Raw genomic sequence first — 25,394 nt, 5'->3', positions numbered from 1 at the left:
TTGCAATAAAAAAAGAGGCAGATCTCTCTGACTCTTTTGTGGAAGGCGTATTAGGTAGATTGTTTCTGCTTATTGGCTTCTTCCTGTTCTTTTAACACGGCCTTACGTGACAGATTGATTCGTCCCTGATCGTCAATCTCCGTCACTTTTACCATAATCGTATCACCAATATTAACCACATCAGTTACTTTGTTCACACGGTTCAAATCCAGCTGGGAGATGTGAACCAGCCCTTCTTTGCCCGATAAAATCTCGACAAACGCTCCATATTTTTCAATGCGTTTCACGGTGCCCAGATAAATTTCACCCACGGTGACTTCTCTAACCAGGTCCTCGATAATTTGTTTGGCTCGTTCATTTTGTTTTACATCGACAGAAGAGATGTAAATTCGACCATCCTGCTCAATATCGATTTTGACACCCGTTTCTTCTATGATTCGATTGATGACACGACCACTTGGTCCAATCACTTCACGAATTTTATCTGGATGAATTTTCATCGTCAAAATTTTGGGCGCATATGGCGACAACTCTTTGCTCGGTTCAGCAATCGCCTGAGCCATGTTATCCAAAAGTACCATGCGAGCTTTTTTCGCCTTCATCAATGCTTTTTCCAAGATAGCACGGTCAATATCCGAAATCTTGATATCCATTTGCAGAGCGGTTACACCGTTTCGTGTTCCAGCCACTTTAAAGTCCATATCCCCGAGATGGTCTTCCATTCCTTGAATATCTGTTAAAACTTCCACACGATCTTTTTCCTTAATCAGTCCCATTGCAATCCCCGCTACAGGTGCTTTAATCGGAACACCCGCATTCATCAAGGCAAGTGTCGATGCACAAATACTTGCTTGTGAAGTAGACCCGTTGGATTCCAGAACTTCAGATACCAAGCGGATCGTATATGGGAATTCCTCTTCAGATGGAATGACTGGCTCCAACGCTCTTTCACCCAGTGCACCATGTCCAATTTCACGACGGCCTGGTCCGCGAAGAGGGCGGGATTCACCTACACTAAATGGCGGGAAATTGTAATGATGCATAAAACGTTTGGTTTCTTCCAGATCCAGTCCATCCAAAATTTGCACATCACCAAGTGCACCCAGTGTACAAACACTAAGCACCTGGGTTTGTCCGCGTCGGAACAATCCGGAACCGTGTGTACGTGGAAGAATGCCTACTTCACTGGACAATGGACGGATTTCGTCAGCAGTACGGCCATCTGGTCTACGGCCTTCCTCGATGATCATGCGACGCACTTCTTCTTTGACAATGGCATCTAGGACCATCTCAATTTCTTTCTCTTTTTCTTCAAATGTCTCTTCATCCAACTCCGCAGCCATTTTTTCCAAAACCTGTTCTTTTACTTGATCGATTGCATCTTGTCGTGCCTGTTTTTCGGTCACTTGTACAGCCTGGATCAAAGAGGCTGTAGCCAATTCGCGAACTCGTACATCAATCTGTGGATCGATTTGGAACAGCTCAGGCTCCATTTTTTCTTTTCCGACTTCTGCTGCAATCTGTTCCTGAAACGCTACCAGTTTTTTAATCTCTTCATGACCAAAAAAAATGGCCTCGAGAATGATTTCCTCTGGAATTTCATCAGATCCAGCCTCAACCATATTGACTCCCGCTTTGGTGCCGGCTACAACCAGATGAAGATCCGATTTTTCCATCTGCTTGACGGTAGGATTAATGACAAATTCTCCGTCTACCCGTCCCACTACGACACCGCCGATGGGGCCATGAAAAGGAATATCCGAAATCGACAAAGCACAGGAAGCGCCAATCATGGCGGCAATTTCTGACGAGCAGTCCTGGTCGACAGACATGACAGTGGTTACGACTTGCACTTCGTTTCGAAAACCTTCAGGAAACAGCGGACGAATCGGACGGTCAATGAGGCGACTCGCCAAAATGGCCTTGTCACTAGGGCGTCCCTCTCTTTTAATAAAGCCTCCTGGAATTTTACCTACAGCGTACAAACGTTCCTCATAGTTAACCGTTAACGGGAAAAAATCCGTATCTTTGGGTTCTTTGGAAGCAACCACGGTTGCAAGAACAGCTGTATCACCATAGCGTACCATGACTGAACCATTCGCCAGACCAGCAAACTTGCCAATTTCCAGTTGTAAGCGACGACCAGCGAGTTCAGTTTCAAATATTTTGGGTTCCATAGTATGTATAATTCCTCCTCTCAAACACCGACAACTCCTTTATTCTTCATATTAACATTATTTCCTTCTCTATTGATTTTAAAAAGGATTGAAAAGAGCGGGGTAAAAAAACCCCCGCTCTGATTGACTATCGACGTAGTCCAAGCTTCTGAATTAACTCGCGATAACGAGTAATGTCCTTCTTCTTCAGGTAATTTAACAAGTTCCGACGTTGACCTACCATTTTCAAAAGACCACGACGGGAATGGTGATCTTTCTTGTGATCTCTCAAGTGAGTGTTCAGCTCATTAATGCGATAGGTCAAAATCGCAATTTGCACTTCCGGAGAACCGGTATCATTTTCATGGGTTTTAAACTCGTTAATGATTTCGCGTTTTTTCTCCAGGGTTAATGCCATCCTGGTTCACCTCCTGTTATCTCTTACACCTTTAACCCAGACCATCGCCGAGGCCATCGATCATCCGAGTCAAGGTATTTGTTGCATACTGTCGTTAAGTATAACATAAATAATCAACAAAATACAATATACCTGTCTATATTATTTGGCCAACCATTCATAAGCGGCTTGTTGATCTTTCATGATCTGCTCACTTAATGCTTCCATCGAAGCAAATTTTTTCTCCTCACGCAGAAAATGCAAAAACTCCACTTTCATCTTTTTGCCATATAAATCCACTTGGCGATCCAGGAGGTGCACTTCCAAACGCTCACGAGGAGTCGGGTCATGAAATGTAGGTCGCACTCCAATATTCATAATCCCCATGGCAGTTTCCTGATCAAACATTGCTTTCACGATATATACACCTCGCCTTGGGGTAAAAAAGGGTTGCTCCAGTTCGATATTGGCTGTGGGAAAACCAAGCAAACGACCACGCTTGTCTCCATGCACGACAATTCCTTCCAATTGGTAATTTCGCCCCAATATCTCCCGGGCAATCCCCACATCACCATCTGACAGTGCTTGCCGTAATCGAGTGCTGCTAATCACGATTCCTTCCGATTGAATCGCATGAACAATCTCCGCACGAAAATGCCCTTTGCCCAACCGTGCCAGATCTTCCGCTTTACCCGAAGCATTTCGTCCAAAAGTAAAATTAAATCCGGTAGCCACTCCTTTGACTTGGAGGGGAAGTAATACCTCCTGGACAAATGACTCCTTGGAAAGCGCTGCGAAGGTTAAATCAAATTGCATCACATAAGCCTTCTGGACTCCCAACTTCGCAAATTGCTCCAGCTTTTCAGATAGAGGAGTCAAATAGCGGGTAATATTCGCCTGTCCCAATATTTCTCGAGGGTGTGGATGGAAAGTCATCACTGCGGGGGTGGCTCCCAACTCTCGTGCCAAATCTTTTGCTCGCTTGATCACTGCCTGATGACCTCGATGCACCCCATCAAAAAATCCAATGGCAAGTGAGATTGGTTGCCCATTTTGCTGTTGTAATGGATACGATAAATGAGTTACCTTCATTTTAGCTTTCCACATCCCGAAACACTTTTTCTGGTTTCGCCTGCTTCTTCCCATCTATTCGATAAATTGCACAAAACCGCCCTGATTCTGTATATACACGAACCAGTGAATTCGCATAATCATCAGCTATTTCCAGATCCCAGCCGTCCAAAACACGTTTTTCATCTTCATCGGCTACGATGAAACTTGGATACTGGCCCAACACTTCATCCATCGAAAAAAGAACTTCTTGCCAATGACCCTTTGCTGACACTTCCTTCAATTCTTCCAATGTATAGCAATCGCTTAAATGGAAGGGGCCACTTTGCACTCGGGTCAGTTGGGTCATATGGGCAGGATAGCCAAGAGCCAGTCCCAAATCCACACATAAAGTACGAATATAGGTTCCTTTTGAACAACGAACATCAAAATGGATCAAAGGGTGTTCGCCTGCTTCCATTCCTGTACAATCCAAATCATAAATCATGACTTTCCGCTTCGGCCGTTCCACTTCGACTCCAGCTCTTGCCAATTCATATAATCGTTTCCCATGGACACGGACAGCCGAATACATAGGCGGAATTTGTTCAATTTCGCCTCGGAAACGTTGGAATACCTGATGTATTTCATCCAAAGAGAGGGAAGGAACCGTAACCTCTTCCAGTACTTGTCCCGTTTGGTCTTCCGTATCCGTCGAAATTCCCAATTTCATCGTTCCAGCGTAACGTTTCGGTAAATCCTGAATATATTCAACAATACGTGTTGCCTGTCCCAAACAAATAGGGAGCACGCCTTCCACTTCCGGGTCTAGCGTGCCTGTATGCCCTACTCTTTTTTGTCCCGTCAATCTCCTCATGAACCCGACTATATCATGTGAAGTATAACCCTTTGGCTTTCTGATTGGAATTACACCATGGAGTGTCATGCTTCTTCAAACTCCCTCTTCGCTTGTAAACGAGACAACACGCTTTTTTGGGCTTCCTCCAGGCTGGCATGAATCGTACATCCAGCCGCTCGAGCATGCCCTCCACCACCAAACGATTTGGCCAATTGTCCGACATCGGTTTTTTTCCGGGAACGCAAACTCACCTTGACAGTTTGTTCATCGATTTCACGAAATAAAATCCCGACATCCACGCCTTCGATATTCCGTGCATAGTTTACGATCCCTTCCACTTCCTGATCCGGCTCTATATCATTCCGTTTCAATACCATCCAGGCAATTGAACCATCTTGAGCCAGTTGCAATGTGGACAAGGCTTTTTGCAGGAGATTGAGTTGCCCGATGGTGGTTGTTTCCAACACAATATCTGCAATCTCATGCGACTTGACACCCAATTCAACCAACCTGGCAGCTTGTCTCAATACTTTTGGCGTGGTATTCGAATAACGAAATCCGCCCGTATCCGTCAACAATCCCATATAAATATAAGAAGCGAGTGATAAGTCCACCTTGCATTGCATGAATTCAATCCAGTCAAACAGAATTTCCACTGTGGCTGCCGCTGTTGGCATGACCACATTTATCGTTCCATACAAATCATTTGTCGCATGATGATCAATATTTAAAATCTGTACACCATCAGCAAAAAGCTCACGACAAGTTCCCATTCTTTCTCGATCTGCTGCATCCAGCGCGATGACATGGTGAAACTTCTCCGATACTTCTTGAGGCATGAGGATCTCTCTGGTTTCGGGCAAGAATCGAAATTTTTGTGGAACCGGTGATTCGTTCACCATTACCACTTCTTTCCCCAAAGAGCGGAGAAGATGTCCCATCGCTAGCGTGGAACCAATCGCATCGCCATCTGGATGCAGATGAGAAAGAACCAGAAAACGATCCGCTTGTTGAATAAATCGTGTTGCATCTGAAAAGTTATGCATCCCGATCAATCTCCGTCGATTTCACTTCTTCCAGCAAACGATTGATATGTTCACTATGCTCCAGCGAATCATCAATGATGAAATGAAGCTCAGGTACATGGCGAATTTGCACCCGACGGCCAATTTCAGTGCGAATGTATCCTTTCGCTTTTTCCAGCCCAGCCAATGACTGTTTCTTTTCTTCGGCAGATCCAAAAACACTTACATATACTTTGGCAATCTGTAAATCTCCACTCATTTCCACTGCTGTGACTGTCACAAAGCCAATCCGTGGATCTTTAATTTCAGTTTGAAGAATATGTCCCAATTCTTTTTTAATCTGTTCACCCACGCGACTCACACGAATCCGAGCCATATGGACTCCTCCTCATACACCTTACATAAATGTAACCTCTGCATGAATGATTTCCAGACCATCTGTTTCCTCTAGCAATCGCAATGCCTGCTGGAGCTCTTTCTCGATCAGTTGCTTGCTGCTGCCAACACCCGCGACTGCCAGAGCGGTCATTTGTCGATCATCCTGTTTTCCAACTTCTGCCACAGACAAATTGAATTTGTTCCGCAGTCGGGTCAAGGCGCTTTGAATAACACGACGTTTATCTTTTAATGAGGTGGAGCTCATTACCCAACCTTCACATTCCAACAAGCCAACAACCACTTTACTTTCGCTCCACTTCCTCGATGACATAAACTTCAATGACATCTCCTTCTTTAATGTCATTGTAATTTTCAATGGTCATACCACATTCGTATCCTTGTGCCACTTCTTTTACATCATCTTTGAAACGTTTGAGTGTATCCAGCTTACCTTCGTGAATGACGACGCCATCACGAATCAGGCGAACACGTCCATCACGGACCACTTTTCCTTCCGTCACATAACATCCGGCAATCGTACCCACTTTGGATACTTTGAAAGTTTGACGTACTTCAGCAGTACCAACCACTTTTTCCTCAAATTCTGGATCAAGCAGTCCCTTCATCGCTGCTTCAATTTCTTCAATGACATTATAAATCACGCGATGCAAGCGAATATCCACTTTTTCCTGTTCGGCCATCGCTCTGGCGTTTGGCTCTGGACGCACATTAAATCCGATAATAATCGCATTGGATGCTGATGCCAACAGGATATCCGACTCCGTAATCGCTCCAACCGCAGAGTGGATGATTTTGACTCGTACTCCCTCTACATCGATTTTCTCCAATGCACCTCGGAGTGCCTCTGCTGAACCCTGAACATCCGCTTTAATAATGATGTTCAGTTCTTTAATATCCCCTTCCTGGATTTGTTTAAACAAATCATCCAGAGTTACACGACTCATTGCCCCGCGTTCTTCTTCTTTTTGTCTTGCCTGACGTTTTTCTGCGATGGCTCTACCTTTTCGCTCATCTTCAAATACAATAAACTGGTCTCCAGGATTTGGCACATCCGGCAGTCCCAAAATCTCAACAGGAGTAGATGGAGGTGCTGATTTCACCCGACGACCGCGATCATTGACCATGGCCCGGATTTTACCGAAATAGTTCCCGGCAACAATCCCATCTCCCACTTTCAGTGTACCGTTTTGCACCAAGACAGTGGCTACTGCACCTCGACCCTTGTCTAATTCCGCTTCAATCACAACACCACGAGCCCGTTTATTGGGGTTCGCTTTTAGCTCCTGTACCTCTGCCACCAGGAGAATCATCTCAAGCAATTCATCGACTCCCTGACCCGTTAAAGCCGAAATAGGAACAAAGATTGTGTCTCCACCCCAATCTTCAGCAACGAGTCCATGCTCTGTCAACTGTTGCTTGATGCGTTCTGGATTGGCGTCTGGTTTATCGATTTTGTTAACGGCAACGATAATCGGAACTTCCGCTGCTTTTGCATGGTTAATCGCTTCAACCGTTTGTGGCATCACACCATCATCTGCAGCGACAACCAGAACAGTAATGTCCGTTACTTTTGCTCCACGTGCGCGCATGGTGGTAAACGCCGCGTGCCCAGGTGTATCCAGGAAAGTAATCTTTTTCCCATTGGCTTCCACTTGATAAGCACCGATATGCTGGGTAATTCCACCTGCTTCTCCAGCCGTAACGTTCGATTTGCGAATTCGGTCCAATAATGTCGTTTTTCCATGGTCTACGTGCCCCATAATGGTCACAACAGGTGGACGTTCGACCAGATCTGCAGGATCGTCGACTTCTTCAATCTCTTCGAAATTGGATTCATCGATCTCCTCTTTAAAATGAACGGTAACACCAAATTCATCAGCAACCAGTGTCATTGTATCTACATCGATCTCTTGGTTAATGGTTGCCAAAATCCCCAACATCAACAATTTCTTGATGACTTCTGATGCTTCTTTACGAAGTAACTTGGCAAATTCTCCAACTGTAAGCGGTCCTGATACTTCAATTTCTTTTGGAAGAACAGGTGCCTGTTTTTCTTTTGCTGCTACTTCTTTATGGTCTTTCTTTTTGCCGCGTTTTTTACCATGAGGCGGTGTCAATTCTTTAACGGGTTCATCTTTAAACTTGGAGAAATGGCTTTTGGTCTTCCGTTCTTTCTTTTTGGACTCTACACGTTTTTCATGTTCTTCTGCCGTAATGACAACCGCTTTCGGCACTTCTACGAAATCAGTTCGTGTCTGTACAGGTTTTGGAGGATTTTTCGGATTTTTTCCTTGCGTTTGATTTGGTTTATTTCCTCTATTTTGTGTTTGATTTCCTCTATTTTGCTGTTGATTTCCTTTATGTCCTTGGAAGTTTCTTTTATTTCCTCCATGTCTAGAGCGCGGACCCTGATTGGATTTCGCGCTTTTCTGTTTCTTCTCTGTCTGCATTTTCTGTTCCTTTGCTTTTGGTGTCGCATCTCCGTCTTTCGCTTGTTTCATATACTGCTCCACTTGCTTGATCATTCCTTCGTCCATGACACTCATATGGTTGTTCAGTTTGATATGGGCTTTTTCCAGGATGTTTAATAGTTCTTTACTAGTGATATTCAATTGCTTGGCGTATTCATAGACACGTATTTTTGCCAAATTCATTCACCTCCGTTTAATTACTGAGCAAGTTGCCGAATCATTTTGGCAAAGCCCGGATCGGTCACAGCAATCACAACCCGTTCTGCTTTACCGATGGCTTTTCCCAACTCTTGTCTCGTACCAAAACGGATGAGCGGAACTTGATAAGATTGGCATTTATCCGTTAGCTTTTTTTCTGTATTTTTCGCAGCATCCTTTGCCAACACGACCAATTTGGCCTTGCCTGCTCGAACTTCACGAATGACAAACTCCTCGCCCGAAACGACTTTCCCTGCTCGCATAGCCAGCCCCAACGCATTCAACAGCTTATTCATCGGTTGCTACCCGCTTTACGTATTCCCTTAATTCATCATAGATCTTTGGGTCTACATTGGTTTTTAAAGCCCGGTCGAGTGCTTTTTTCTTTTGTGCTAAATCAATATATTCTTCTTTGGCACATAAATAAGCACCTCGCCCGGATTTTTTTCCTGTTGGGTCAATGACCACTTCGTTCTCTGGGGTCCGAACTACGCGAATCAGTTCCTTTTTTGGAAACATTTCTTGAGAAGCAACACATTTGCGCATAGGGATTTTGCGTTTTTTCATTCCCCAGACACCTCCCGCGCCAAAAAAGGCTTTTCTCGCTTATTCCTGGTTTTCTGTACCTTCTACTGTTTCATTGATCTCATTTTCTGTTGTCTCTAGAGGTACTTCTTCTTGCATGATTTCTTCCTGAGCTTTATTGGCTTCAGATTCACTCTTGATATCGATTTTCCAATTGGTCAGTTTCGCCGCCAGTCGTGCATTTTGCCCTTCTTTACCAATAGCAAGCGAAAGCTGGTGATCAGGCACAACCACTCGAGCGATCTTTTCATCTTCCAAAATGGTGACTGATAGAACCGTGGAAGGACTCAGTGCATTGGCAATCCATTCTTCAATGTTATCAGACCAGCGTACAATATCGATTTTCTCGCCTTTCAACTCATTAACTACATTCTGTACTCTCATTCCTCGATGGCCTACACAGGCTCCGACCGGATCAACATTGGGATCATTGGAGTACACAGCCACTTTCGAACGATATCCAGCTTCTCTTGCAATGGAGCGAATTTCAACGACTCCATCAAAAATCTCTGGCACCTCAAGTTCAAACAAACGGCGAAGCAATCCCGGATGGGTACGAGAAACAAAGATCTGTGGACCTTTTGTTGATTTTTCCACTTTGGTGATATACACTTTCACCCGGTCTCCATGTCTAAAACGCTCGGTCGGCATCGTTTCAGAAAATGGCAACATGGCTTCAACACGTCCAAGATCAACATAATAGTAACGATTGTCCGACCGTTGAACGATTCCCGTCATGATATCTTCTTCACGATCAATAAAGTCTTGATAAATAATGCTCCGTTCCGCTTCGCGAATGCGTTGCGTTACCACTTGCTTTGCCGTTTGTGCAGCAATTCGGCCAAAGTCAGCAGGAGTCACCTCGATTTCCACAATATCTCCCAGTTGGTATACCGGATTCATTTCTCTGGCTGCCTCGAGAGAGATTTCCAATCGTGGATCCAATACTTCCTCTACAACTGTTTTTCGAGCGAATACACGCACAAGTCCCGTCTGACGATCAATATCTACACGGACATTCTGCGCTGAATGGAAATTGCGCTTATATCCTGAAATCAATGCTGCTTCGATTGCTTCAATTAAAATATCCTTACTGATTCCCTTTTCCTTCTCCAGTTGTTCAAGGGCCTCGATGAACTCAACATTCATCGGTCCTTATCCTCCCTTCACTAAAAGACAATGGCTAACCGAGCTTTCGCTACCTTCGCAAGCGGAAGGGTAATCGATCGACCGTTTACTTCAACTGTTAAATGATCTTCTCCGTAGTGAGTAAGCATACCTTCAAATACTTTATTTCCATCAATGGGTTCATATGTAGAGATATGAACATATTTGCCAATCGCTCGCTTAAAATCAGACGATTTTTTGAGCGGGCGTTCGGCACCTGGTGAAGATACCTCCAAAATATACGCACCAGGAATAGGATCTGTCTGATCCAATGCCTCACTTAATTTTTCGCTTACTCTGGTGCAATCATCCAAATCCACGCCTTTTTCTTCACGATCGATAAAAACCCGCAAAAACCAATTTTGTCCTTCTTTTTTAAACTCAATATCGACAAGCTCCAGACCTTCCGCTTGCAAAATAGGCAAAGCAATTTTCTCCACCGTTTCAACTACTTGGCGGCTCAAATAGAACTCCTCCTTCATTTGCTTGCGAGCAAATGCAAAGAGTGGGCCACTAAACCCACTCTTTCCATCCAAAAGTATCTACAAATAAAGTTTAACCAAAATGATTATAACACAATCGCAAAAAAGCTTGCAATGATTTACTGAAAACGTTGCTCTTTCCAGTACGTGTTCTGTTATAACATTTCCAATAATCCAATCGCAAACCTTTATGATTTTTTCCACTTCTTTTTACAGGTTTTACATTCCCAATAACTTCCGGTATTATAGACCCATTTACTCTCACAGTAGGGGCAATATCGATACAAATAAACATCCATATTCTTTTTCAATTTCTCGTTTTCCCACTTCTTCCCCATAATCCTCATCCTTTCCTGATGAAAAGATTGAGAAGTCCTACACACAACAGATTTACGCCAAATTGTGCAGAAAAATGGCACCTTTTCTCCTGATTTTTGTGACCTGTTGAGCGAAAACACCTATCTCCATAAAAGCAAAAATCACATGAAATGATGTTCATATATTCATAAGTAGAACATAGACAGCCTCCCCTTGTTTTCATTGGGGATTCAAGGTTAAAAACAAGCAGGCCAAACTCAATGGGGTACTCATTTTTCACACATCGAAAAGCAATAGAGAAGAAGCTAGAAACTTACACACAAAAAGGAAGATAAGGGAGAGAAAGAGGCAAACAAGAAGGAAGTTACACCAAGATCCATCGGATCCAAGCAAGTATTTGGAAAAGACAGCGACCCGAATCGAAAAGGATTGCTAATTCTCTACACGTAATAGAAAAAATAATTCATAATATTATTATACCTCGGGTTTCTATTTTCGTCAATTCGAACCATTCATTTCCAGTGGTTGCTTATACCCATCCGGTATTCTCTTCCCATGTTTTTCGGCATCGCTCACACTCAGCAAAATTACCCACGCGGTAAACATGTTTATATCCACAATGCGGACATGCATCCTCATTGTTTTTTTCCATTTCGATGTCCCAACTGCTTGTTCCTTTTTTATCTTTGTCTTTTTTGCGATTCCAAAACATGATGTCACCCCCATTGTCTTCATATCGATTATAAACAAATATTTATAGATTAGTATAAATATTATATAAAATTATTATAAAATAGTCAAATAAATTATAAAATATTACATTTTATGGACATTGTTATTGAAACAAATCCATATCTGCTATCATCCATTTTAATAAAAGTATTGTTTTTAAATTTTCATAATTAAACAGGAATCAATAAACAGATACCGTAATAAAGAAATAGAACCACAACAGGGAGGTCTCTAAATGGCTGAAAAGAAGATGAAAAAAGGGTCAGGACTCAAATATGCCCCAGAAGTGATTGAAACAATCGCAGGAATTGCTGCAAGCGAAATTGAGGGAATTGTGGGCATGAGCGGTGGAATGGTTGAGGATTTCGCTGAACGTCTTGGCAGAAAAAACTTTGCCAAAGGTGTTTCGGTCGAAGTGGGTGAAAAAGAAGTGGCCGTCGATTTGAAGGTGATTGTTGAATATGGTCGCAATGTTCCTGAATTATATAAAAAAGTGGTCATGAATGTGGAACAGGCAATCCAAAACATGACCGGGCTCTCCGTCGTAGAAGTAAATATGTATGTAGAGGGTGTTATGATTCCAGAGCCAGCTCCAAGGGAAAACTTACCGAAGGAAAGACAGATTCGCTAGGAAACGACAAAAATCCTGTTGACCAAGAACCATCAACAGGATTTTTGTCATGAAAAAACAGATCTTTATTGTTTATGCTTTTTCCATGCCATGATAAAACCCTTCTCTATCTCAATCCTCTACCTTTTCAAGCGAACAATGCGCCAAGTATTCCTTGCACTTAACACGAGCCATATGATCGATATCCTTTTCAGCGTTTCTGTACTTTATCTTGTCCAATGCGTTGCCGGCACCACTCCAGTGTTTTCCGGATCGCTTCCCGGTGTGGCGTTACCTCGGTGCCGAAGGCATTTGCGTATTTATTGTGGTTCATGACAAACGGTTTTTCAAATTGATATAAAATTTCTTTTACATCTCTCATAAACGGACTGAATAAAGATAGGAAAGCAATTCCCAGTTTTGGTGCCACACTTAATTTTGCCTGTGTTCCTGCTTCTTCATATACCATTTCGATGAACTGTCTCGTAGTTAAGGTTTCTCCACTGGGAATATGCCAGATTTCACCCAATGCTTCTTCACGTTCACCCAGTGTAATTAAACCTTTGGCATAATCATCGATAAAAGTATATGTGTGAGGTGCATCCGGATCACCAAGCACCTGTGCGGGCTTTCCTTCCAATGCTGCAATAAATAGCTTTTCACCTACGATAGAATCCAAAACATCTGGACCATAGAAGTTGGAAGCACGCCCAATTGCGGCTCTAATTCTCCGATGGGCATGTGCTTGCATAATCTTGTCCGCGATTTGCGCTCGTATTCGCCCTTTGGGTCCAGTAGCTGCATTTGGAAGCTCTTCGGTCATCTCTTTCGAGACAGGTCCATACATATAAAGATTATCTCCATAAACCAGCTTTGCCCCAGAAGCTTCTACTGCCAAGATGATATTTTCTATCATGGGCACTAACTTTTGAGACCATTGACTGTAAGGAACACTGGTACAGTTATAAACGACCGTGGCATCTTGGCAAACTTTTTGCATCATAGTAGAATTTAGATCAATGCCGTTTTTTGTTTTCGAAGTGTAGAGAACTGAAATTTTTGCTACGACCCCTTTAGGTCGCTAGCTCATTTCAGCCATTACTAAAAATGATATAAAAAAACGACACCGCCTATCTCTATAGGCCTAGTGTCGCTTTTTTATTATTGCCCATCTGCTTTTTTCAGCCAGTTTGGCAGTTCTTTGAGCACATCTTCGTGGGCCAGCTCAGCGCTTTCTCCAGAGCGGCGCAGTTTGATCTCGACAATCCCTTCACTTGCTTTGGCTCCAACGGTGATGCGAACCGGGATTCCGAGCAAATCGGCATCCTTGAATTTCACACCAGCCCGCTCCAGGCGATCATCGAAGAGTACTTCCATACCCGCTCTCTTCAGCTCTTCGTACAGTCCTTCGGCGATTTTGGCCTGGTCTTCATTTTTCATATTAACGGCAATGAGGTGAACCGCAAATGGTGCCACATTAACAGGCCAGATGATGCCATTCTCATCATGATGTTGCTCAATGATGGCAGCGACCAAACGTGAGATTCCAATACCATAGCATCCCATAATGAAAGGTTGCTCTTTGCCACTCGCATCCAGGAAGTTTGCATTCATGGCCTGGCTATATTTGGTACCCAGCTTGAATACATGTCCAACCTCAATACCTCGTTGGAACTGGATCGCACCTCCACAGCGCGGACAGACATCTCCTTCTTGAATGATGCGCAGATCTGCATATTGATCCACCTGAAAGTCACGTCCAGGTTGTACATGAACCAGGTGTGCATCGACTTCATTGGCACCCACTACAGCATCGATAACCACTTGAACAGCTTGATCTGCAATTACCTTGACCTGCTCCTTGAGCCCGATCGGACCGACAAAACCGGCTGGCACTCCGGCAATTCGACGAACGGTTTCCTCATCAGCCAGTTCACATACCGTTGCGTCAAACAGGTTTTTCACTTTGACTTCATTGACTTCATGATCCCCACACACCAGTACCAATACTGGTTCTTCATCCACGATAAAGAGTAAGCTTTTGATAAACTGATGAGTAGGCAAGCCTAAGAAAGTGGATACTTCTTCGATGGTTCTTTTTCCTGGCGTACTTACCTTTTCCATCGCCGGAACAGAGGCTTGACCATTATCTTGTCCTTGGAAGACCACTTCCGCCATTTCAATATTGGCTGCATAATCGCATGCTTCACAAATAGCAATGGTATCTTCACCGGCATCAGAAAGTACCATAAATTCGTGCGTTCCTTTTCCGCCAATCGCGCCAGCATCAGCTTCCACTGCACGGAAATTCAAGCCAAGACGGGTAAAGATATTCACATAAGCTTGGTAAATGTCTTCATAAGTTTGATCCAGACATTCCCGATCTGCATGGAAGGAATATGCATCTTTCATAATGAATTCACGACCACGCAACAGACCCGAACGAGGTCTTTTCTCATCGCGGAATTTCGTTTGAATTTGATATAACGTCATCGGCAGTTTCTTATAAGTATTGATCTCACCACGAACAAGGGCGGTAATGGTTTCTTCATGGGTTGGGCCCAGAATAAAGTCCCGTCCATGCCGATCTTGAAGCTTAACCAGCTCAGGCCCATACGTATCATAGCGTCCCGACTCCTGCCACAGTTCAGCGGGATTTAGGGCAGGCATCAGCAGTTCCTGTGCACCCGTTCGATTCATTTCCTCCCGTACAATCTCGATAATTTTTTGTAAAACACGTTGTCCCAAAGGCAAGAAGTTATAGACTCCTGCAGCCACCTGCCGCATATAACCCGCGCGAAGCAGCAATTGATGGCTGACCATTTCCGCTTCTGATACGGTACGAAGTGTAGGTATTAAAGCTGTCTTCTGTCTCATACCCATCCCTCTTTTTTCTTACTTGAATTTATGTGAAAAAGATTTTCATGATGTCATTATAGGTTACAACCAACATCAGCATCATCAATAAGGCAAACCCGACCAGGTGAACCAAATGTTCCTTGTTCGGATGAACTGGACGTCCACGAATCGCTTCAATGCCGATGAACACAAGACGGCTTCCATCCAAAGCGGGAATCGGCAGCAAATTGAATATGGCCAGGTTTAAACTTAAAAGAGCGGTCCATTGAATTAATGGATCTACTCCTTTTTTGGCAATTTTTCCGGTCATATCGCCCATTTGCACAGGTCCAGCCAGACTTTTGATCGATAGATCCCCCGTCACAAGCTTCACAAAGCCATCCAAAATGATCGTTGTCCAATCATACGTACGTTTAAAGCTGTCAGCAACCGCTTCAAACAGATTAGGCTCTTTCACATATTTGCTTTGATCAAACACTGCACCGATCAAGTAGACGTCCTCTTCCTTTTTTGGCTTTACTTCCAAATTGAGTGTCTGTCCATTACGCTGGACTGTCACCTGAATCGGCTCGCCTTTGGACTCCTGGATCAAATAACGAAGCTTTTCAGCCGAAACTTTTTCGCCATTGATGTGTGTGATCACATCGCCTTCTTTCATGCCCGCCTTGGCAGCTGGAGCATCTTTGACAAAATGATCTACAACGAGCTGATCTTCTACACCTACTTGAAATGCCAGGACCGTAAACAGAATGAGTGTCAAAATAATATTAAACAGAGGTCCAGCAAAAATCGTCATCGCCTTCTGTCCGACCGTCTTGGAAGCAAACTGGCGATCCAGCGGCGCAATTTGCACTTCATTTTTTTGATCATAATGAATGATCGCCTTCGGATCAAGCGAATACTTTGTCTCATGCCCTTGCTCATCTTCCAGAACCAGGTTGCATTCTTTTTCCATATCCATCTGGATGACACGTCCGACAATCAAAGGCTGTCTGGTATTGGCTGGTTCATTAATGTAAATATGATCAACCAATCCTTTGCTATTTTTCGTTATATAAACAAGCGTACCTGTTTTTATCTCCACCATCTCAGGATCTTCGCCCGCCATCCGGACATAACCACCCAATGGCAAAATCCGGATGGAATAGAGCGTCTCTCCATATCGTTTGGCAAAAAGCTTCGGTCCGAACCCAATTGCAAACTCACGAACCAAAATTCCCGCACGTTTCGCAAATAAAAAATGGCCTAATTCATGGAAAAACACCAAAACACCCAACACGAGAATAAAAACCAAGACTGTTTGCATCTTTGTTCCATTCACCACCCTGGTTTAGTAGCGAGCCAAGACATGCATCTCTATTCAAGCAGACATGCTTACCCACCTGTTAGCAAAATCTCTTGCCCAACGGTCTGCTTCTTCAATTTCTTCTAAAGTGGGGTTCGCTAGCGGTTCATGTTTCGACAAAGCCTGTTCAATCACCTGCTCGATCGCCAAAAATGAAATATGGCCTGCAAGGAATTGTTCGACAGCCACTTCATTGGCAGCATTGAGCACAGCTGTCATCGTTCCTCCTACTCGTCCTGCATCATATGCCATCTGCAGACAAGGATATCGCTTCAAATCCGGTTTACGAAAGTCTAATCGAGAAATCTGAACCAAGTCAAGAGGCTTGGTTAAAAGAGGAAGACGTTTGGGATAAGTCAGTGCATACTGAATGGGCACTTTCATATCAGGTGTTCCCAATTGAGCCATAACCGCCCCATCATGAAACTCTACCATCGAGTGAACAATACTTTGTGGATGGATCAATACATCAATGTGATCATAGGAAAAACCAAATAGCCAATGGGCCTCAATCACTTCCAGTCCCTTGTTCATCAATGTGGCTGAATCGACCGTCACCTTTGCTCCCATCGACCAATTTGGATGCTTGAGTGCTTTTTCTGGGGTCGCATGGACCAACTCTTCGCGCGACCAGTCACGAAATGCACCACCCGAAGCCGTTAAAATTAACCGACGAACATCTTCCCTTCTTTCCCCATTTAAACACTGAAAGATCGCCGAATGCTCACTATCAATGGGCAATATGGGGACACCCGCTTTTTCAGCCGCTTGCGTAACGATGTGTCCTGCAGTCACCAATGTTTCTTTATTGGCCAAACCGATTTTTTTATCTGCTTGAATAGCGGCAAGAGTTGGTGGGAGTCCCCGGCTTCCGACCAAGGCGGAAACAACCATGGTTGCATCAGGATGGGTGGCAACTTCAATCAGTGCTTCTTCTCCATAGAGAACCCGAACTTGGCCATTCAAGGCTTGTCGTACCTCTTCAGCCGCCTCTTTGGTTGCCATTGAGATCATCTTTGGATTAAATGTCTTGGCTTGTTTGATCATCTCTTCCACATTGGAACCCGCTGCCAATGCCACGACTTCAAACTCATCGGGATGCTGGCTAACCACTTCCAATGTGCTTCTCCCAATGGAACCCGTAGAGCCTAATATGACAACCTTCTCTGGCATGCTTATTTTCTCCCCTCAAACAATATCGAATAAACTCAGAATAATAAAAGTAAAAAGGAGGCTGTCAAAGCGATCTAAAATACCACCATGTCCAGGCAAAATAGCTCCAGAGTCTTTGACTCCCGTTGTTCGTTTCCAGGCCGATTCGACGAGATCACCCACTTGTCCAGAAAAGGAAATGGCAAATCCAAGTAGAATTCCCATGGACAAATGACCGAGATTAGGGAAAAAGTGAACCATCACCACACTCATTAATACGCCAAATACCAAGCCGGCCACAAATCCCTCTACTGTTTTGTTCGGGCTAATCTCTGGCCATAATTTTCGCTTGCCAAAGCGCTTTCCCAAAAAAAGCGCAGCTGTATCTGTAGCCCATGTGACAAAAATAATCAATAATGTCAACACTAAACCATCCACTCGCCAAATCGTCCGAATCATGTAAGCAAAGCCATATCCTATGTATAGTGCCCCTACAAACAAATAAGCCATTTGATGGATATCAAACCGATTCTTGGACAATACAATCAGAACAAAAAAGAGAACCATTCCCAAATTAATTAGTTCCGTGTTTTCAAAGATCGGATAGGATGGCAGGGTTACGTGTTGGTTGAGACCGGTCGTAACCAGTAGCGACCAAACCAGAATCAGTCCAACAAACACCTGGATTTGGTTCCAATTCAAATCTTTCATTCGACAATACTCCAAATAGGCAATGGTCGCCAATACAAAGATCAGGCTTGAATACCACCAGTTTCCCAACCACAAAAGAAAAAGAAAACCCGCTGCCCCTAACACCCCCGTAATCACTCTTTGCTTCATTGTCTTCTTAACCCCTGTCTTTCTTACACTGCTCCATATCGACGTGAGCGATGTTGGAAATCAACAATCGCCTGATAAAACATCTCAGAAGTAAAATCAGGCCACAATTCATCCGTAAACCATAACTCACTGTATGCCAGTTGCCATAATAGAAAGTTGCTCACACGAATCTCACCACTGGTCCGGATAATCAAATCCGGATCCGGTAAACCTTTCGTATGCAAATAACGATTCATCAATTGTTCATTAATGTCTTCCTTATCAATATTTCCTTTTTCCACATCGTCTATAATATGGCGAATTGCATGCAAGATCTCATCCCGAGCTCCATAATTGATGGCAAAGTTAAGAATAAGTCCGGTATTATGCTTGGTTTTCTCTTCAAATTCATTTAATGCATATTGGGTGTAGGAAGGGGTTTTTTCTTTTTCGCCCAACATCTGTACCTTTACATTTCGCCGGATTAGCTCATCCAAATCCGTTTTTAAAAACTCCAGCGGCAATTTCATTAAATAATCGACTTCTTCCTTTGGGCGTTTCCAATTTTCTGTAGAAAAAGAGTAGAAGGTTAACACCTGAATGCCAATTTCATCTGCAGCTCGAATAATCTCTCGTACCCGTTTCATCCCAGCTGCATGTCCCGCTGTACGCGGCAGACCACGTTTCTTGGCCCAACGCCCATTTCCATCTGTAATGATGCCGACATGTTTGGGAATAGGGGATTTCCGGATCTCCTCGATTAAATCATCGACTGTAAGTTCGCCCTTCTCGCTTGAACCCACCCAACGTTTAAAAGACTTAAGCATATTCATTCCTCCGGAATAAACTCGCACTTTTTGTATGTCTAGTATATTACATCTTCTCTGATCCAAGAAGTATATGTAGCTGGAAAACCCCCTCATTACCTGAAGGGGTCTTCACCCAAGTATATGCCAATTAGATCTCCATAATTTCTTTTTCTTTTGCCTGGACAATGCTATCCACTTCTTTGCTGAAACGATCCGTCAGTTTTTGAATCTCGTCTTGGCCTCGGCGAGCAACATCCTCCGGAATTTCACCATTTTTCTCCAGCTTTTTCAAATCATCATTGGCATCCCGACGGATATTACGGATCGCCACTTTTGCTTCTTCACCGGTTTTGCGAGCGATTTTTACCAGCTCAGCACGACGCTCCTGGGTCAGAACTGGCATGTTAATGCGAATCACATTTCCATCATTGCTGGGAGTCAGCCCTAACTCTGATTTCAGAATCGCCCGTTCAATCTCAGCCAAAGCCGATTTATCCCATGGTTGGATCACCAGGGTACGTGGATCAGGAGTCGAAATGTTGGCTAACTGATTGACAGGCATTTCGCTGCCATAATACTCTACAACCACTTTATCCAATAATGCTGGATTTGCTCGCCCTGCACGAAGTGATACCAGATCTTTTTTCAATACTTGAATCGCTTTTTCCATTTTTTCCTGTGCCTGTTTTTTAATTTCATTTACCATTGGATACGCCCCCCTTTACTACTGTTCCAATATGTTCTCCCAATGTAACCCGTCTAATATTGCCTTCCGTGGAAATATTGAAAACAATTAAAGGAATATCATTATCCATACACAACGATGCCGCTGTTGAATCCATGACACCCAATCCTTGATTAAGTACGTCCAGGAAGGTTAAAGTATCGTATTTGACTGCATCTGGATAAACACTCGGATCAGCACTATACACGCCATCCACGTTATTTTTCGCCATTAAAATCACTTCTGCTTCAATATCAGCGGCTCTCAGTGCTGCCGTCGTATCTGTGGAGAAGAATGGATTACCAATTCCTGCGGCAAAAATGACTACACGACCTTTTTCCAAATGCCGAATCGCCTTGCGTCTGATATAGGGTTCAGCAATTTGTCGCATTTCAATCGATGTTTGTACACGGGTAGGTACACCAATAGATTCCAAGGAATCCTGTAACGCAAGCGAATTCATTACGGTTGCCAGCATTCCCATATAATCGGCTGTCGCACGGTCAATTCCTTTCGCCGCTCCGGAAATCCCACGCCAAATATTTCCGCCACCAACAACAATCGCAACTTGAACACCTAAATCTACAACTTCCTTGATTTGTCTGGCGATGGAGGAAACCACTTCCGAATCAATGCCATATCCCTGTTCTCCTGCTAGAGCTTCACCACTTAATTTTAATACAATCCGCTTATATTTAGGAGTGCTCATAACATTCCTCCACTTCTACCCACGATCACATCTCGTCATATTCACTGCAAAAAAAGGGAACACAGCATAGTGTTCCCTATATGTTTTCCATTCCATTACTTCTTGACTTGGGACATTACTTCTTCTACGAAGTTATCCTGACGTTTTTCCAAGCCTTCGCCCATTTCATAACGTACAAAGCGACGAATCGAGATATTTTCCCCAATGCGGGCAATATGCTCTTTCACCAGCTCATCAACGGTTTTGTCTTGATCTTTAATGAATGCTTGTTCCAACAGGCATACTTCCTCAAAGTATTTGTTCAGGCGACCTTCCACGATTTTTTCTACTACTTTTTCAGGTTTTCCTTCACCTAAAGCCTGCTCTCTTAAAATCGCACGCTCTTTTTCAATTTCTTCTTGAGGTACATCTTCACGACGAATATATTTTGGATTCATGGCAGCAATTTGCATCGCAATATCTTTTACCAAACGTTTGAACTCATCCGTTTTCGCCACGAAGTCTGTTTCGCAGTTGACTTCAACCAGTACCCCAATGCGACCGCCTGCATGTATGTAAGACTCAACGATTCCCTCAGCAGCGATTCGACCTGCTTTTTTAGCCGCAGAAGCCATTCCTTTTTCACGCAGATATTCAATCGCTTTTTCCATGTCGCCATTGGTTTCAACCAATGCTTTTTTGCAGTCCATCATACCTGCGCCTGTTTTTTCACGCAGTTCTTTTACCATAGCAGCAGTAATTGCCATCTTTCTTTCCTACCTTTCGATTATGATAACTCCCCGCTGATATTCGGGCACGAAAAGAATTTTAAACACGGAAGTTTCAGTGATTATGATAAAGGGGTGGGCAAGGATTCAACCTGCCACCCCCCTCATTTTCTTAAGAAGCAGTGTTTTGTTGCTCACCTTGTCTTCCTTCCAAAATCGCATCGGCAATTTTAGAAGTGAACAGGCGAACAGCACGGATGGCATCATCGTTACCCGGAATTACATAATCCACTTCATCTGGATCACAGTTTGTATCTACGATTGCGATAATTGGGATATTGAGCTTACGTGCTTCTGCTACTGCAATCCGCTCTTTGCGCGGGTCGATGATAAAGATCGCATCAGGCAGTTTCTTCATGTTTTTGATTCCGCCCAAGAATTTTTCCAAGCGAGCTTTTTCTTTCTTTAACAGGATGACTTCTTTTTTGGGAAGTACATCAAAGGTTCCGTCTTCTTCCATACGTTCCAGTTCATGAAGACGCTCAATACGTTTGCGAATGGTTTGGAAGTTGGTAAGCGTTCCACCGAGCCAACGATGGTTCACATAAAACATATCGCAACGTTCAGCTTCTTCTTTGACAGCTTCTTGTGCCTGTTTTTTGGTTCCAACGAACAGGACCGTTGCATCCTGTGCTGCGAGATCGCGCACAAAGTTGTACGCTTGTTCCATCATTTTAACGGTTTTTTGCAGGTCAATGATATAGATCCCATTGCGCTCGGTAAAAATGTACTTGCTCATTTTCGGATTCCAACGACGGGTTTGGTGACCGAAATGAACACCTGCTTCCAACAATTGCTTCATTGTTACAACTGCCATCGATAAATCCTCCTTGTGGTTTTCATCCTCCGTTGAATTCATCAGGAGTCAGAGACCGATCAAAACGGCACCGTCTGCTCTCCCAATCCTTCAACGTGTGTGGTCTATACACCAATGACGAATATACCATAAACAGTAAACATTTCGCAAGCATTTCGCTCGAATTAAGAGTGACGATGTTTCATCAAAGCAGGAACGAGACGATCATTCAAAATTTTGATATAGGTCCCTTTCATACCCAGAGAGCGTGACTCAATGACTCCGGCACTTTCCAGCTTTCTTAAGGCATTGACGATGACTGAACGTGTAATGCCTACCCGATCTGCGATCCGGCTCGCCACGAGCAATCCTTCTTTTCCATCCAATTCGTCAAAGATATGTTCTACTGCTTCCAACTCACTATATGAAAGAGCGTTGATCGCCATTTGTACAACAGCCCGACTCCGTGCCTCTTCTTCTGCTTCCTCTGCTTTTTGCCATAAAATCTCCATTCCAACAACCGTTGCTCCATATTCCGCCAAAACGAGATCGTCATTGGTAAACGCCTGATCAAAACGGGTCAGGAGAAGTGTGCCAAGTCTTCCGCCACCACCGCTAATCGGAACAATGGTAGTATATTGGTGCTCAAACATGCCATTTATCAGCCTCGTAAAACTGTATTCACTCTCTTTATCCAAATTGTGTACAGTATTTCTTACTTCCATTAAAAGCTGATTATACTCTTCGGGAATTCTTCTTTCTCGCAGCACCTCATTGTTGACTTCATCTTCGGCAAATTCCTGGGTCACTGCAAACCCAAGAATTTTTCCCTTCCGACTGATCACATACGTATTGCAATTGATAATATCTCTTAATACCTCTGCCATTTCCATAAAGCTAACTGCCTGTCCGCCTGTTCGCTGCAACAGACTATTAATTTGCCTTGCTTTATCTAGTAGTTTCATTTATACGGATCTCCTTTCTTGGATTACAAGATATACTGACTCAAGTCTCTGTCTTCCACAATATCCGCCAAACGTTCACGGACATACTGTGGAGTAATCACAAACTCTTCCAAATGAATATCAGGTGCTTCAAAAGATAATTCCTCCAAGAGCCGTTCCATGATGGTGTGCAGACGACGGGCACCGATGTTCTCAGTCTGACTGTTGACTTTGGCTGCCAGCTCAGCGATTTCCCGAATGGCTTCATCCGTAAAGGTGATTTTTATGTTTTCCGTTTCCAGTAGAGCGACATACTGTTTAATTAATGCACTTTTGGGTTCAGTTAAAATTCGGACAAAATCATCAGCTGTCAAATCCTGAAGTTCGACTCGAATCGGAAAACGACCTTGCAGTTCTGGAATTAAATCGGATGGTTTGGCTACATGGAATGCTCCGGCCGCAATGAACAGGATATGATCTGTTTTGACAGGGCCATACTTCGTCATGACGGTCGAACCCTCAACAATGGGCAAGATATCCCGCTGTACTCCTTCTCGTGACACATCAGGCCCTTGCCGGTCCTTGCCTGCGATTTTATCAATCTCGTCAATGAAAATAATTCCAGACTGTTCCGCACGCTCCAGCGCATCCTGAATGACCTGATCCATATCGATCAGTTTTTGCCCTTCTTCCTGGGTCAACACTTCTCTTGCTTCACGGATCGGCAAACGGCGTTTTTTGGTTCTTTTGGGCAAGAACTGTCCGAGCATTTCCTGCATATTCATCCCCATTTGTTCTGCCCCTGTGCCAGCAAACATATCAAACATGGATGGAAGTTGTTCTTCGATCTCGATTTCAATGATTTGATCTTCCAGTTCGCCACGTAACAATTTTTCTCTGACTTCACGCCGTCTTTCTACCACACGTCCATGATCTTCTGAATCATAACTGCTATCTTTGTTTGCACTTTGCGGAAACAAGAGTTCAAGCGGATTTTTAAAAGAAGGGGACGTTTTCTTCGTTGGCACCAATATTTCCACAATACGGTCATTGGCTAAAGCGCGCGCTTGATTTTTCACACTTTCCAATTTCTCGGACTTGACCATTCGAATGGCTGTTTCCACAAGATCCCGAACCATTGATTCCACATCACGCCCGACATAACCCACTTCCGTAAACTTGGTTGCTTCCAGTTTAACAAAGGGAGCTCCGACCAATTTCGCCAAACGCCGGGCAATCTCTGTTTTTCCCACACCTGTAGGCCCAATCATCAAAATGTTTTTGGGTACGACTTCATCTCTGAGCTCAGGTGGCAACAAGTTACGGCGATAGCGATTGCGAAGAGCGATAGCCACAGCTCGTTTGGCCTGATCCTGTCCAATAATGTACTTATCCAATTCTGCCACAATCTGTCTCGGAGTCCATTGTTCTGAATTTTTACCTGCGCCAGCCAAGATTATACCTCCTCCACGATGATTTGATCATTCGTAAACACGCACACTTCGCTAGCGATGGTAAGAGCCGCATGCGCTATCTCTTTCGCTGACAGTTGAGGGGCATAACGTTTTAACGCCCTTCCTGCTGAAAGTGCATAACTTCCTCCAGAACCAATGGCCAGGATGTCATCATCCGGTTCAATGACTTCACCATTTCCGGAAATCAGGAACATATGCTCTTTATTCAATACGATCATCATCGCTTCCAAACGACGCAGTACTTTATCCGAACGCCACTCTTTGGCCAACTCTACCGCAGCACGTGCCAACTTGCCTTGATATTCTTCCAGTTTGGCCTCAAACTTTTCAAATAACGTAATTGCATCAGCAACAGAGCCAGCAAAACCTGCCAACACTTGTCCACGATACAGACGACGAACTTTCTTGGCTCCATGTTTCATAATCATCTGATTGCCAAAAGTCACCTGGCCATCTCCAGCGATGGCGCCTGATCCATTATGTCGAATCGCAAAAATAGTAGTTGCATGAAATTGCTGCATTGTTTCACCAGCCTCTCCTACACTC

27 protein-coding genes are annotated in these 25,394 nt (G+C 43.8%); 1 reads left to right on the top strand and 26 read right to left on the bottom strand.

The features are described 5' to 3' along the window. Positions 1-50 precede the first annotated feature (50 nt). From pnp to BMZ78_RS07945, 13 genes are all read right to left on the bottom strand, one after another. Positions 51-2,177: a polyribonucleotide nucleotidyltransferase gene (pnp, locus tag BMZ78_RS08005; protein ID WP_093229405.1), complete on the bottom strand. Its 2,127-nt coding sequence runs from the start codon at positions 2,175-2,177 to the stop codon at positions 51-53. Positions 2,178-2,304: 127 nt separating this feature from the next. Beyond that, positions 2,305-2,574 carry a 30S ribosomal protein S15 gene (gene rpsO, locus BMZ78_RS08000; protein WP_093229403.1) on the bottom strand — a complete coding sequence of 90 codons (270 nt, stop codon included), beginning with the start codon at positions 2,572-2,574 and terminating at the stop codon, positions 2,305-2,307. Positions 2,575-2,715: 141 nt separating this feature from the next. Further along, positions 2,716-3,660: a bifunctional riboflavin kinase/FAD synthetase gene (locus BMZ78_RS07995; RefSeq protein ID WP_245739785.1), complete on the bottom strand. Its 945-nt coding sequence runs from the start codon at positions 3,658-3,660 to the stop codon at positions 2,716-2,718. Next, the gene (gene truB, locus BMZ78_RS07990; RefSeq protein WP_093229400.1) at positions 3,647-4,549 is read right to left on the bottom strand and encodes a tRNA pseudouridine(55) synthase TruB; all 903 of its coding nucleotides are present in this window, start codon (positions 4,547-4,549) and stop codon (positions 3,647-3,649) included. The genes BMZ78_RS07995 and truB overlap by 14 nt, the downstream gene beginning before the upstream one ends. Next, on the bottom strand, positions 4,546-5,508 hold the full coding sequence (locus BMZ78_RS07985) for a DHH family phosphoesterase (RefSeq protein ID WP_093229398.1): 963 nt from the start codon (positions 5,506-5,508) through the stop codon (positions 4,546-4,548). Before BMZ78_RS07985 ends, truB begins: the two co-directional genes overlap by 4 nt. Then, on the bottom strand, positions 5,501-5,863 hold the full coding sequence (gene rbfA, locus BMZ78_RS07980; protein WP_093229397.1) for a 30S ribosome-binding factor RbfA: 363 nt from the start codon (positions 5,861-5,863) through the stop codon (positions 5,501-5,503). The genes BMZ78_RS07985 and rbfA overlap by 8 nt, the downstream gene beginning before the upstream one ends. 21 nt (positions 5,864-5,884) lie before the next feature. Further along, entirely contained in the window at positions 5,885-6,196 is a 312-nt protein-coding gene (locus BMZ78_RS07975) for a DUF503 domain-containing protein (RefSeq protein ID WP_245739784.1), read from the bottom strand. Continuing rightward, a complete protein-coding gene (infB, locus tag BMZ78_RS07970; RefSeq protein ID WP_425263921.1) occupies positions 6,168-8,534 on the bottom strand; it encodes a translation initiation factor IF-2 in 2,367 nt (788 codons plus the stop codon). The genes BMZ78_RS07975 and infB overlap by 29 nt, the downstream gene beginning before the upstream one ends. A gap of 20 nt (positions 8,535-8,554) precedes the next feature. Beyond that, complete coding sequence (locus tag BMZ78_RS07965) at positions 8,555-8,851, bottom strand: YlxQ family RNA-binding protein (protein WP_093229392.1); 297 nt, start codon at positions 8,849-8,851, stop codon at positions 8,555-8,557. After that, positions 8,844-9,122 carry an RNase P modulator RnpM gene (rnpM, locus tag BMZ78_RS07960; protein ID WP_093229390.1) on the bottom strand — a complete coding sequence of 93 codons (279 nt, stop codon included), beginning with the start codon at positions 9,120-9,122 and terminating at the stop codon, positions 8,844-8,846. Before rnpM ends, BMZ78_RS07965 begins: the two co-directional genes overlap by 8 nt. Positions 9,123-9,161: 39 nt before the next feature. After that, positions 9,162-10,289: a transcription termination factor NusA gene (gene nusA / locus BMZ78_RS07955; protein ID WP_093229389.1), complete on the bottom strand. Its 1,128-nt coding sequence runs from the start codon at positions 10,287-10,289 to the stop codon at positions 9,162-9,164. Between the two features lie 20 nt (positions 10,290-10,309). After that, positions 10,310-10,771 carry a ribosome maturation factor RimP gene (gene rimP, locus BMZ78_RS07950; RefSeq protein ID WP_093229387.1) on the bottom strand — a complete coding sequence of 154 codons (462 nt, stop codon included), beginning with the start codon at positions 10,769-10,771 and terminating at the stop codon, positions 10,310-10,312. 865 nt (positions 10,772-11,636) lie between these two features. Further along, positions 11,637-11,819, bottom strand: coding sequence for a hypothetical protein (locus BMZ78_RS07945; RefSeq protein ID WP_093229386.1), 183 nt, complete (start codon positions 11,817-11,819; stop codon positions 11,637-11,639). 255 nt (positions 11,820-12,074) lie between these two features. On the opposite strand from BMZ78_RS07945, the gene BMZ78_RS07940 reads away from it, so the two are divergent. Then, entirely contained in the window at positions 12,075-12,470 is a 396-nt protein-coding gene (locus tag BMZ78_RS07940) for an Asp23/Gls24 family envelope stress response protein (RefSeq protein ID WP_093229384.1), read from the top strand. A 190-nt stretch (positions 12,471-12,660) separates the two neighbouring features. Here BMZ78_RS07940 and BMZ78_RS07935 read toward each other — a convergent pair whose 3' ends face one another. From BMZ78_RS07935 to hslV, 13 genes are all read right to left on the bottom strand, one after another. Beyond that, positions 12,661-13,449, bottom strand: a complete 789-nt coding sequence (locus tag BMZ78_RS07935) for an NAD-dependent epimerase/dehydratase family protein (RefSeq protein WP_341849633.1) — start codon at positions 13,447-13,449, stop codon at positions 12,661-12,663. Between the two features lie 161 nt (positions 13,450-13,610). Beyond that, positions 13,611-15,326 carry a proline--tRNA ligase gene (locus tag BMZ78_RS07930; protein ID WP_093229381.1) on the bottom strand — a complete coding sequence of 572 codons (1,716 nt, stop codon included), beginning with the start codon at positions 15,324-15,326 and terminating at the stop codon, positions 13,611-13,613. Between the two features lie 28 nt (positions 15,327-15,354). After that, positions 15,355-16,614, bottom strand: a complete 1,260-nt coding sequence (gene rseP, locus BMZ78_RS07925; RefSeq protein ID WP_093229380.1) for an RIP metalloprotease RseP — start codon at positions 16,612-16,614, stop codon at positions 15,355-15,357. A gap of 54 nt (positions 16,615-16,668) precedes the next feature. Continuing rightward, positions 16,669-17,826 (bottom strand): 1-deoxy-D-xylulose-5-phosphate reductoisomerase, encoded by a 1,158-nt coding sequence (locus tag BMZ78_RS07920; protein ID WP_093229378.1) that lies wholly within the window; start codon positions 17,824-17,826, stop codon positions 16,669-16,671. A gap of 15 nt (positions 17,827-17,841) precedes the next feature. Further along, positions 17,842-18,645 (bottom strand): phosphatidate cytidylyltransferase, encoded by an 804-nt coding sequence (locus BMZ78_RS07915; protein ID WP_093229377.1) that lies wholly within the window; start codon positions 18,643-18,645, stop codon positions 17,842-17,844. Between the two features lie 23 nt (positions 18,646-18,668). After that, positions 18,669-19,451: an isoprenyl transferase gene (locus BMZ78_RS07910; RefSeq protein ID WP_093229375.1), complete on the bottom strand. Its 783-nt coding sequence runs from the start codon at positions 19,449-19,451 to the stop codon at positions 18,669-18,671. 130 nt (positions 19,452-19,581) lie between these two features. After that, positions 19,582-20,139, bottom strand: a complete 558-nt coding sequence (gene frr, locus BMZ78_RS07905) for a ribosome recycling factor (RefSeq protein ID WP_093229374.1) — start codon at positions 20,137-20,139, stop codon at positions 19,582-19,584. Further along, the gene (gene pyrH / locus BMZ78_RS07900) at positions 20,129-20,866 is read right to left on the bottom strand and encodes a UMP kinase (protein WP_093229372.1); all 738 of its coding nucleotides are present in this window, start codon (positions 20,864-20,866) and stop codon (positions 20,129-20,131) included. The genes frr and pyrH overlap by 11 nt, the downstream gene beginning before the upstream one ends. A gap of 95 nt (positions 20,867-20,961) precedes the next feature. Continuing rightward, a complete protein-coding gene (gene tsf, locus BMZ78_RS07895; RefSeq protein WP_093229371.1) occupies positions 20,962-21,612 on the bottom strand; it encodes a translation elongation factor Ts in 651 nt (216 codons plus the stop codon). A 133-nt stretch (positions 21,613-21,745) separates the two neighbouring features. Then, positions 21,746-22,450, bottom strand: coding sequence for a 30S ribosomal protein S2 (gene rpsB, locus BMZ78_RS07890; protein ID WP_093229369.1), 705 nt, complete (start codon positions 22,448-22,450; stop codon positions 21,746-21,748). A 164-nt stretch (positions 22,451-22,614) separates the two neighbouring features. Next, positions 22,615-23,394 (bottom strand): GTP-sensing pleiotropic transcriptional regulator CodY, encoded by a 780-nt coding sequence (gene codY / locus BMZ78_RS07885; RefSeq protein WP_093229368.1) that lies wholly within the window; start codon positions 23,392-23,394, stop codon positions 22,615-22,617. Between the two features lie 23 nt (positions 23,395-23,417). Next, positions 23,418-24,827, bottom strand: a complete 1,410-nt coding sequence (gene hslU / locus BMZ78_RS07880; RefSeq protein ID WP_093229366.1) for an ATP-dependent protease ATPase subunit HslU — start codon at positions 24,825-24,827, stop codon at positions 23,418-23,420. A 2-nt stretch (positions 24,828-24,829) separates the two neighbouring features. Beyond that, positions 24,830-25,369 carry an ATP-dependent protease subunit HslV gene (gene hslV / locus BMZ78_RS07875; protein WP_093229365.1) on the bottom strand — a complete coding sequence of 180 codons (540 nt, stop codon included), beginning with the start codon at positions 25,367-25,369 and terminating at the stop codon, positions 24,830-24,832. Between the last annotated feature and the right edge of the window lie 25 nt (positions 25,370-25,394).

It is taken from the genome of Thermoflavimicrobium dichotomicum (assembly GCF_900114055.1).
Taxonomy (GTDB): Bacteria; Bacillota; Bacilli; order Thermoactinomycetales; family Thermoactinomycetaceae; genus Thermoflavimicrobium; species Thermoflavimicrobium dichotomicum.
This window is presented reverse-complemented; position numbering and strand designations above follow the sequence as displayed.

Bases quoted from the DNA above. Each gene is read 5' to 3' on its own strand.
- BMZ78_RS07985 (WP_093229398.1), bottom strand. From the start codon at position 5,508: ATGCATAACTTTTCAGATGCAACACGATTTATTCAACAAGCGGATCGT.
- rbfA (WP_093229397.1), bottom strand. From the start codon at position 5,863: ATGGCTCGGATTCGTGTGAGTCGCGTGGGTGAACAGATTAAAAAAGAA.
- BMZ78_RS07935 (WP_341849633.1), bottom strand. From the start codon at position 13,449: ATGCAAAAAGTTTGCCAAGATGCCACGGTCGTTTATAACTGTACCAGT.
- codY (WP_093229368.1), bottom strand. From the start codon at position 23,394: ATGAAACTACTAGATAAAGCAAGGCAAATTAATAGTCTGTTGCAGCGA.
- rnpM (WP_093229390.1), bottom strand. From the start codon at position 9,122: ATGAAAAAACGCAAAATCCCTATGCGCAAATGTGTTGCTTCTCAAGAA.
- truB (WP_093229400.1), bottom strand. From the start codon at position 4,549: ATGACACTCCATGGTGTAATTCCAATCAGAAAGCCAAAGGGTTATACT.
- BMZ78_RS07945 (WP_093229386.1), bottom strand. From the start codon at position 11,819: ATGTTTTGGAATCGCAAAAAAGACAAAGATAAAAAAGGAACAAGCAGT.
- rpsB (WP_093229369.1), bottom strand. From the start codon at position 22,450: ATGGCAGTTGTAACAATGAAGCAATTGTTGGAAGCAGGTGTTCATTTC.
- BMZ78_RS07910 (WP_093229375.1), bottom strand. From the start codon at position 19,451: ATGCTTAAGTCTTTTAAACGTTGGGTGGGTTCAAGCGAGAAGGGCGAA.
- nusA (WP_093229389.1), bottom strand. From the start codon at position 10,289: ATGAATGTTGAGTTCATCGAGGCCCTTGAACAACTGGAGAAGGAAAAG.
- BMZ78_RS07965 (WP_093229392.1), bottom strand. From the start codon at position 8,851: ATGAATAAGCTGTTGAATGCGTTGGGGCTGGCTATGCGAGCAGGGAAA.
- frr (WP_093229374.1), bottom strand. From the start codon at position 20,139: ATGGTAAATGAAATTAAAAAACAGGCACAGGAAAAAATGGAAAAAGCG.
- BMZ78_RS07930 (WP_093229381.1), bottom strand. From the start codon at position 15,326: ATGAGACAGAAGACAGCTTTAATACCTACACTTCGTACCGTATCAGAA.
- BMZ78_RS07920 (WP_093229378.1), bottom strand. From the start codon at position 17,826: ATGCCAGAGAAGGTTGTCATATTAGGCTCTACGGGTTCCATTGGGAGA.
- rpsO (WP_093229403.1), bottom strand. From the start codon at position 2,574: ATGGCATTAACCCTGGAGAAAAAACGCGAAATCATTAACGAGTTTAAA.
- BMZ78_RS07995 (WP_245739785.1), bottom strand. From the start codon at position 3,660: ATGTGGAAAGCTAAAATGAAGGTAACTCATTTATCGTATCCATTACAA.
- tsf (WP_093229371.1), bottom strand. From the start codon at position 21,612: ATGGCAATTACTGCTGCTATGGTAAAAGAACTGCGTGAAAAAACAGGC.
- pnp (WP_093229405.1), bottom strand. From the start codon at position 2,177: ATGGAACCCAAAATATTTGAAACTGAACTCGCTGGTCGTCGCTTACAA.
- BMZ78_RS07915 (WP_093229377.1), bottom strand. From the start codon at position 18,645: ATGAAGCAAAGAGTGATTACGGGGGTGTTAGGGGCAGCGGGTTTTCTT.
- rseP (WP_093229380.1), bottom strand. From the start codon at position 16,614: ATGCAAACAGTCTTGGTTTTTATTCTCGTGTTGGGTGTTTTGGTGTTT.
- pyrH (WP_093229372.1), bottom strand. From the start codon at position 20,866: ATGAGCACTCCTAAATATAAGCGGATTGTATTAAAATTAAGTGGTGAA.
- hslV (WP_093229365.1), bottom strand. From the start codon at position 25,369: ATGCAGCAATTTCATGCAACTACTATTTTTGCGATTCGACATAATGGA.
- BMZ78_RS07975 (WP_245739784.1), bottom strand. From the start codon at position 6,196: ATGTCATCGAGGAAGTGGAGCGAAAGTAAAGTGGTTGTTGGCTTGTTG.
- BMZ78_RS07940 (WP_093229384.1), top strand. From the start codon at position 12,075: ATGGCTGAAAAGAAGATGAAAAAAGGGTCAGGACTCAAATATGCCCCA.